The following is an 8,913-nucleotide window of genomic DNA, read 5'->3' as shown; positions in this document are numbered from 1 at the left end:
CCGCAGGGCCGACCGCCCCCGCGGCCACCAGCCCCGCGGCTGCCGGTCCCGCGGCTGCCGGTCCCGCGGCTGCCGGTCCCGCGGCTGCCGGTCCCGCCGTCACGGCTCCGGTCACCACCGACGTCCCGAAGGCCCCCGGCACCGTCGACCCGTCGTCCGCGGCGCCCGGAGCCGACGATCCCGCTGAGGCTCCCTCGTCCCGGCCGGCGGGGGAAGCCGTGGCGGCCACGGGCGACGCCGCGAGCGCCGGAGCCGGAGCCGGGACGACCGGGGCTGGCGAGCGGCGGAGCGGGGCGGGGCGGACGGACGGCGTGGAGGAGGCCGCGGGCGGCCACCAGCCGGCAGTCCCCGCCGCTGCGGAGCCGACCGGTGCACCCGGCGCCGGAGCAGCCGGCACCCGCGCCGGCGACGGCCGGCCGAGAGCCATCCACCACTCCGGCACCCCTGCCGGTCGGACCACACCGACGACGGACAGTACCGAGGCATCCGCCCCGGCCGCCCGGGAGGCAGCCGCCGAGGAACCCGTGCCGGGTGATGGCCACGCGCCGCCCGTACGGCCGTTCGCCACCGGCTCCGGCAGCCGTCCCGCCGCCACGGCCCGGCCATCGGGACGGCCGTCCGCGCACGCTCCCCGGGTGGCGGCCGCACCGACAGCACCGACGACACCGACGGTGCCTCCGGCAGCCGCCCAGCCCGGCGTCCAGCCACCGGCGCAGCCGGCAGCCACCTCGGCCAGCACACCGACCGGAACGCCTGGCCCGTCATCACAGCCACCCGCCGTGCAGCCACCCGCCGTCGGCTCCTCGGCGCCGGCTCTCCCGTCAGCGGTGGACGACCCCGCGCCGGCGGCACGCGGCCGGCGGTCGGCACTGCTCCCGGCCCTACGCGGCCCCCGCGGCGGGCGCGAGCTGTGGCCCTGGCAGGAACCCTGGGACGACATCACCGAACTGGCGCCCTGGGAGGAGATTCCCATCCGGGAGTCCCTCGCCGACCGGGTCGCCACACCGCTGGAAGGCTCCTGGCGGATCGCGGTCACCTCGCTGATCGGCGGTTCGGGACGCACCACCGTCACCGCGATGCTCGGAATGACCCTGGCCGGCATCCGCGCCGAGCCCGTGGTCGCCCTCGACATCTCCGGTGATCTGGAACGCGCCACGGCCACCGGCGGCTCCGACGTGAGTATCGAGTTCGGCGCCTCACTCGCGGAACGCGCTGGCGTGCGCCCGCCAGTGACGCTCAGTGATCTGGTCGCGGACGCGATCTCCTACCGGGCCCGCCGCGGCGGCACTCCACGACCGGCCCGGGAGATCCGCTGGCTGATCGGCGGTGACACCAGCCGGACAGCCACACCGGCCCGGGCCATCGCGGGCTTCGACGTCCTGCCCGCCTGCCACCCCACCGGCACCCCCCAGCCCGATCTCCAGCCCGCTGGACGGACCACGCCGGGCCAGACGGCGGCAGCCACCGCCAACGGCGCCGTCCCGGCCGCCGACGACATCGAGGCGCAGCCGGCTCCGCTGGTGGCGGCCGGCATGCCGGGCCCACCCACCACCCAGGTGGTTGCCGCCGGCCTGCGCACCCTGGAACAGGCGTATCAGCTGGTACTCGTCGACACCCCGTTGGACTGGGACGGCCAGTTCGCGTCGATCACGCTCAGCGACGCGGACGTGATTCTGCTGGTCGTACCGGCGCTCCCCGGCGACCTGGCCGAAGCGGCCGCCGCCCTGCGTGGCGCGGCCATCCTGCGTGCCGACCACGCGGGCCCGCGACCAGCGGTGATCGTAGCCGCGATGTCGGTCCGCCGTGGACGCTGGTCGCCGCAGACCCGCTCGGCCGCGGCCAAGCTGGCCCGGCGGGTCGACGCGCTGGTGCGCATCCCGTATGACACACGACTCGACGACGAGATACCCGACCACGCCCACAGCGCTCCCCGGCACGCTCCGGGCTCGCCGCCGCCCGGCGGGCGTCCAGCGATCGTCCTCTCCCGGGTGCGGTGGCGCAGCCGGCGGGCATTTCTCCGGCTGGCCGCGACTGTCGTCGACGCCTGCGACGATCCCGACAGCACGGTTCCTGAGGAAGATGAGAGCGACAACACAACCATCGCCGCCGCCACCACCTCCAAAGATCGCGGTTTGATTCCCGGCGTATGATCCGACGATCTGCGTGCCGGACCGAGTTCAGAAGGGAACAGTGATGATCGTCCATGCTGTGACCGCACAGGCGACGATCGTCCTGGCTCAGGTAGAGGTCAAGCCCGACGACTCCAAGGCCCCTGGGATCAACGCACTCAAAGATCTTGTCAACGGCCTGGCCGCATACGCGGTGATCGCCGCCGTGGCCTCCGTGCTGCTCGGCGGAATCGCCTGGGCGCTCGGCGAGCGGATGGGTCTCGACCGCACCTCAGCAGTCGGCAAGAGCGGCGTACTCGCCGGCTTCGGGCTGGCCTTCCTCGTCGGTGCCACGGCCGCCGTCGTCAACTTCTTTCTCGCTACCGGAGCCTCCGCGTCGTCCGGCGCCGGCAACCAGCCGCAGGGGCTGGACAGGCCAGCCATCATCGAAACGATCGACCTCCAGGAGCCTGTTCAGGCCCTCCGCCACAGCCCGTCTGACTGGTTCTCGTGAAACCTGACGGCTGATGTTGGGATGATGGATCCGCTGCCGTCGCGCGAGTAGTCGCGTCCGAGGCTGTCACACCGAGGGAGGGATGTTGGTCAACCAGGCTGACTGGCCCATGCGCCGTCCCGTCGGCCTCCTGGTGGCAGCCGGAGCGGTGACCATGACGGCCGGCATCCTCATCGGACGCTACGCGATCCCGTCCTCCCCCTCGGTCGGCATCCAGGGGCAGCCCCCGCCACGCGTCGACACCCGTCCGACAGCGACCGCGCCGAACACCGCGCACCCCACCGTGATACCCGCAACCACGCCACCCGGAAGCGGCAGCACCGTGCCTCCCACAGCGCACCCGGCCGCCGGCCAGATACCAGGCATGCCGACCCACATCAACGAGTTCGGCATCCCCGTCGGCTACCCCCACACAGAAGCCGGCGCCATAAGCGCCTGCGGAAACTACGTCGCCGCATATTCTGCTACACATAATCGTGAACCATCGCGAATCCGCGCAATACTTGATTCTATATCCGAGACAACAGCGGTGAACGAACTCGCAAATAACATTATTGAAATTGATAAAAAAAATGCAGTCATCTACAATGTAACTTCAATTAATGATCCAAAAATTGGCTTCAACCATCGCATTCTCGGGTTTGAAGTTCAACAGAAAGCTCCTGATTCAATCACGATCTCCATCTGGTCTTCGGCTAGTTTTGGAAATTATGAAGATGTCGATAAAAAACTACTCCCCCAGATACACTGGGGAACCGATATTTGTACAGTACGCTGGCTCAAAGACGACTGGAAAATTGTAGATTTTAGCGATGGTCCGGGCGGTCCTTCCATAACAGAAAGAGCTGCCGAGGAATACCAGCGGTTCATATACGTGGGAGGCCTAGGGTCGTGAATGTCCAGGTCGATAGCAGCAACGTACTTGCGATCAGCCTCAACCCTTTCGCTCCACTGAAAGATGCCGCCTCTGATGGCACTAACGGCTTTCTGGATTCGGTGGGTGCCGCCTTTGCGAACATGGCGGCTGACCTGTCTGCTTCCGTTTTCAGTTTTGCAGCGCAGAAAAACGCGATCGATCTGAACCGGGACTACATCGTCAACAACTACAACATCGTCTTCGGTGTTGCCGTCCTGGTCGTGACGGGTCTGTTCATGTGCGCGTGCATCGCGGGGGCGATCCGGGGGGACGCACATCTGCTGGGCCGCTCGCTCGCGTCCACCGGGACGGCGATTTTCGGCTCCTTCGTCATGCTGACCCTGCTGCAGATGGTGCTTTCCGCTGCCGACGGCATGTCCGAGGCGTTCGGTGACGGCGCACCTCTGGGCGCAAGTCTGGTAGCCCAGCTCAGAACTCTCCCCCAGCAGGGGAACTTTGCCCTTGACATGGTTCTGTCACTACTGGTCGCACTGTTCTCGTTCGCGCTCTTCCTGGTTCTCTACATCCGCAAAATAGCAATCATCGCGGTTGCGGTGTTCATCCCGCTGTACCTGGCCGGGCAGCCGGCGATATCGACCCGCGACTGGATGAAGCGGGCCATGGAGATCCTCGCGGCGCTCATCCTGGCCAAGCCGGTCATTTACGCGATCTTCACCCTGGGCGCGAGCATAGCGGGTGACGCGACCGGGTCGGGTATGGACCAGACGCTGACCATTCTCAGCGGTATCGTGGTCATGGCTGCCGCGGTGTTCTCACCGTTCGTCCTGCTACGTGTGATCGGGATGGCTGACGTCCAGCTCATGCAGGTCATCGGCGCGGCGGGCAGGCGCGGCGCGGCGAGTTTCGGCCACGGTGCCGGTGCGCTGCTCGGCTCGTCGTCGCGAGAGACCTTCCGGGGTATCGGCGGGCGGCTGCAGAACCGGCAGCGCAGCGGCTCGGCGGTGGACGCAGGCCGGCCCTTCACCGGCGACCTCGCCCCGGTCGGCACCGGTGTCCCGGCCCGGGCCAGCGGCCGTCGCGGGGCCGGGGTGAGCCCGGCACGGGTCGGCGCGCCTGTCGCCCGGGCCGGCAGCGGGCAACCAGCACGGCCCGCGGCCCGCTCCGCGGAACACGCGAACGTCGGCTCCCCCGCACCACGAACCCGGTCGGCAACCGGCGCGGGCAGCCGGGTCGCGACACCGGCCGCCAACGGCGCCTCCGCGGGGTCTCCCCGCGCTGTTCCGCGGGCGCTACCAGTTGCGGAATCATCACCCAAGGTAACCTCGCCGAGGCCACCCGTCCACCCCACGCGTACCGGGGGAGGCTGAGCAGAGCGTGGTCGCCGAACGCAGTTACCGGTTCGGGCCGCTGGAACGTGGCGGCATCCTGCTCGGTATGCGCTGGCCACAGCTGGGCCTGATGGTCGGCGTGATGCTGTGCGTCCTCGGGGCGCTGCGTTCGCCGGTCATGTTCGCCCCGGGATGGATCGTGCTGGCCGGTGCGCTTGGGTTCATCGCGTTCGTCCGCGTCGACGACCGTAACCTCGATCAGTGGGTACCGATCCTCTTCGGTTTCACCATGCAGAAGGTGATGGGCGAGACGGTGTTCCGCGGGGCGGTGTTCAGGGTCGGCAACAGCTCCGACCACCTGTCCAGGACCGCGCTGCCCGGGCCGCTGTCGTCCCTGGTGATGCTGTCGGTGCCGGTGGGCAACGGCCGTTACGTGGCGGTGGTCAAGGACATCAGGCGGGGGACGTTCACGGCTGTCCTGCAGGTGCAGGGCAGCCAGTTCGCGCTGCTGGAGTCCGGCGACCAGCAGGCCAGGGTGGACGCCTGGGGTGAGCTGCTCGCCGGGCTGACCGTCGGCGGCGGGCGGCTGTCCCGCCTGCAGTGGCTGGAACGCACCCTGCCGGACTCCGGGGACCAGCTGCAACGGCACTGGCGGGTGCGCGGGCAGCACGACGGCTCGTGGGCGGCCGAGGCGTACCAGGAGGTCATCGACGCCGCCGGCCCGGTCGCCCAGCGGCACGAGACCTTCCTGTCGTTCCAGCTGCGCGCCCGCGACGTACGGCGGGCGATCCAACGCGCCGGCGGTGGTGACCACGCGGCCTGCGCGGTCCTGCTCGGCGAGCTGCGCACCATGGAGGCCGCGCTGGCCAGAGCGTCGATCAACACGGTCGGCTGGCTGCCACCGCGCGCCCTGGCCGCGGTGATCCGGACGACCTACGACCCGTACTCGATCGAGATGATCGACGCACGCGGTGGCGCGGTCTCCGACCGGGCCGGCGGGCTCGCGGGGCTGCCGTCGGGTGTCGACCCGGCGATCGCCGGCCCGGTGCGCGCGGTGGCCGGCTGGGACCACTACCGTACCGACTCCGGCTTCCACACCACCTACTGGATCAACGGCTGGCCACGGGTGCCGTCCCCGGCCGCGTTCCTCGCCCCGCTGCTGATGGAGACCACCTGCCGGCGGACGGTCTCCCTGATCGTCGAGCCGATGCCCGGCCGCAAGGCCGAGAAGGCGGTCAACCGCCGCCGGATGGCACACCTGGGTGAACAGCAGATGCGCGACAAGGTCGGTAAGGTCACCACCCAGCGCGACATGGCCGAAGCGTCCGAGGTGGAGCGCCGCGAGCAGGAGCTCATCGCCGGGTTCGGCGCCTTCCGCTTCCACGGGTTCGTGACGGTCTCCGCGGACGACCTCGACAGCCTGGCCGATGCGTGCGGCGAGGCGGAGACGCTGGCGTCCCGCAGCCGGCTGGAGATGGTCCGTCTGGTCGGCGAACAGGATCAGGGGTTCAGCGTCGCCGCTCTGCCGCTGGCCGTGGGGGTGTCATGACACCGCACCGTTCGTCGGGCGGGGCCGGTACCGACCGGGAGACCCATCGCGAGCTGAAGGACCTGCGGCGGGCCGAACGTGAGGCACAGCGCGACGAACGGGCCGCCGCCCGGGCCGAACGGGCGGCGATCCGGCGGGCCCGGATGGCGTTGCGCCGCGGCGAGCAGCCACCGCCCCTCGTCGGCCCGCACGCCGGCCGGACCTTCCACAAGCTGCGCCTGCCAGCCCACATGGAGACGACCGCGCAGATCGCCGGCATCTACCCGTTCGTCGTGGACGCCGGGCTGGACACCCCCGGCATGTACATCGGCCGCCACGTCTGGTCCGGCGACTCCTTCGTCTTCGACGTGTTCGAGCTCTACCGCCAGCAGGTCATCGAGAACCCCAACTTCGCGGTCTTCGGCTCGGTCGGCTCACGCAAGTCGTCCCTGCTCAAGACGCTGATCTCGCGAGGGGCCGCGTTCGGCTACCAGGCGGCGGTGCCCTGCGACCCGAAAGGCGAGTACACCCGGCTGGCCCGCCGGCTGGGCTGCGAGCCGACCTACATCGGCCCGGGCCTGTCCACCCGGCTCAACCCGCTGGACGCCCCGCCACGGCCGCCGGGCATGGCAGACGCGGACTGGTCCCGGGAGGTCAAACGGGCTCGGTCGGCACTGCTGTCCTCGTTGATCGAGACCGCGAAGGGCGTGCCACTCACCCCGTCCGAGCACACCGCTGTCGACCTCGCCCTCGACGTCGTGACCCGGCAGATCACCGGCGCCTCCACCGACCGGCAGGCGACCCCGCTGCTGCCGCACGTCCTGGACGCGATGACGAACCCGTCAGAAGCCGACTGCGCGGCGCTGCCGGTGACCGCGGCCGAACTGCGCGACTCCTCCCGGGACGCGACGCTGACCCTGCGCCGGCTCACCCACGGTGCGCTCGGCGGGCTCTTCGACGGCCCGACCACCTCCCCACTGGACTTCGACCGGCCGATCGCCGTACTCAATCTCGAGCGGGTCCAGGGCTCCGACGAGATGATCGCGCTGATCATGACGTGCGCGCAGGCGTGGATGGAAGCCGCTCTGATGCGCCAGGACGGCGTCCAGCGCTACGTCGTCTACGACGAGTGCTGGCGGCTGATGCGCTTCGCCGGCCTGGTCCGGCGGCTGTCCGCCCAGCAGAAGCTCGCCCGCCAGTGGGGATGCGCGAACGCGATCGTCGCGCACCGGATCTCCGACCTGCTCTCGGCGTCCCCGGACTCCGTCGAGGTGGCCAAGGGCCTGCTCGCCGAGACCGCGATCCGCATTCTGTACAAGCAGGCGTCCGACCAGATCCCGGACACGCAGCGGGCGCTGGACCTCACCGACGTAGCCTCGGACATGCTGCCCCGGCTGGACCCCGGTTTCGCGTTGTGGCTGATCGGGAACCGCGCGTTCTACGTCGAGCACGTCGTCGGCGACCTGGAGATCCCGGTCGTTCTCAACGGATCGAAGATGCACGGCGAGGTCGACAACATCAACCTCGTCCCGGATGATCTCGACCCCGTCATGCTGGACGGCTACGACTACCGCGACCGGGCTGAGTACGATGCCACCGACGACGGCGAGTACGCGGATTACGCTGGCTACGGTCCCGACGCCGGCCACTATGCCGAGCGTGGTGCCCGGTACGGGACGGGCGGCTTCGCCGTCGACGCCCCGCCAGCCGGTCAGGACGAGTTCTCCGCCGAAGAAATGATGGACACCTTTCCCTATGGCCCGCTGTCCCGGGAGATCTAGCCGGCCGCGGGCCGCATGATCGCGCTACCCGTTCCCCGGGCTCCACGGCCGGAACGGGTCGATCGTCTCGGGCTGGCCACCTGGGCCGCCGGGAGGGGAAGCCGGCGGAACATCCGGCCCGTCGATCGGGAGGGGCGTCCCCTGGCCGGGCGGCAGCCCCTGCTGGGCCATCGGCGGCACGGCCGGGCGGGCGGTGGAGGCCACCCTGGGCAGGAGAACGATACCGGGATTGCAGTCGCCGAGTGCCGCCCGGCGGTCACCCAACGACGAGTCGACCAGCACGAAAGCCGTCGGCGGGAGCTGCTGGATCTGCGTCGGCTCGACGCTGAACTCATAGACCCGCTGCAGAACCGCACCGTCCTGATGGGAATCAGTGACCGACAGGCTTTCGGTGCTCTCCCAGAATGCCGACTGGGATACCGTGACCGACCGGCTCCAGCTGCTTGATTTTCCAGCCCTCCCGCGCGAACCGCCGCGGCTCTCGGTCTCGGAGACCGAGACGCTCCCCCCCGTGCTGCTGGACGCCCCCGTGGTGAGGCTGCTGCCGACCTGCCGGGTGACCTGGGAGAAGACGAACTTGTGCCCACGGCCGACGAACTCGGCCGCCCTCTCGGCCTCCCTGGCGTTCCCCAGCCGCATGACGAGGGTGGCGCTGTCGCCCGCGCCGATCAGACGTTCGGTGCCCTCTCCCAGATGCTCGAAAAGATTCACCAGACGTATGCCGGCGTTGGCCGCGTACCGGGCCATGCCCTCCAGCGCGGGCAGTCCCATCCGGTC

At 69.9% G+C, this 8,913-nt stretch carries 5 protein-coding genes and 2 pseudogenes; 6 read left to right on the top strand and 1 reads right to left on the bottom strand.

Annotated elements, in window-relative coordinates:
• The 6 genes and pseudogenes from NBW84_RS03295 to NBW84_RS03270 form a co-directional block, all read left to right on the top strand.
• Nucleotides 1-2,150: pseudogene (locus NBW84_RS03295) on the top strand (hypothetical protein); the annotation flags it as partial.
• A gap of 43 nt (nucleotides 2,151-2,193) precedes the next feature.
• Complete coding sequence (locus tag NBW84_RS03290) at nucleotides 2,194-2,622, top strand: DUF6112 family protein (protein WP_250281561.1); 429 nt, start codon at nucleotides 2,194-2,196, stop codon at nucleotides 2,620-2,622.
• Between the two features lie 82 nt (nucleotides 2,623-2,704).
• The gene (locus NBW84_RS03285) at nucleotides 2,705-3,517 is read left to right on the top strand and encodes a hypothetical protein (RefSeq protein ID WP_250281560.1); all 813 of its coding nucleotides are present in this window, start codon (nucleotides 2,705-2,707) and stop codon (nucleotides 3,515-3,517) included.
• Nucleotides 3,518-3,639: 122 nt separating this feature from the next.
• Complete coding sequence (locus NBW84_RS03280) at nucleotides 3,640-4,866, top strand: hypothetical protein (RefSeq protein WP_250281558.1); 1,227 nt, start codon at nucleotides 3,640-3,642, stop codon at nucleotides 4,864-4,866.
• Between the two features lie 7 nt (nucleotides 4,867-4,873).
• On the top strand, nucleotides 4,874-6,376 hold the full coding sequence (locus tag NBW84_RS03275; protein WP_250281555.1) for an SCO6880 family protein: 1,503 nt from the start codon (nucleotides 4,874-4,876) through the stop codon (nucleotides 6,374-6,376).
• A complete protein-coding gene (locus tag NBW84_RS03270; protein ID WP_250281552.1) occupies nucleotides 6,373-8,136 on the top strand; it encodes a conjugal transfer protein TraC in 1,764 nt (587 codons plus the stop codon). Before NBW84_RS03275 ends, NBW84_RS03270 begins: the two co-directional genes overlap by 4 nt.
• Nucleotides 8,137-8,160: 24 nt before the next feature.
• Here NBW84_RS03270 and NBW84_RS03265 read toward each other — a convergent pair.
• Nucleotides 8,161-8,913 (bottom strand): annotated as a pseudogene (locus NBW84_RS03265) (hypothetical protein); the annotation flags it as partial.

The sequence above is a fragment of the Protofrankia sp. CiP1_Cm_nod2 genome (genome assembly GCF_920664355.1).
Classification (GTDB): Bacteria; Actinomycetota; Actinomycetes; order Frankiales; family Frankiaceae; genus Protofrankia.
The sequence above is the reverse complement of the archived record's forward strand: the minus strand, read 5'-3'. Positions and strand labels throughout refer to the sequence as shown.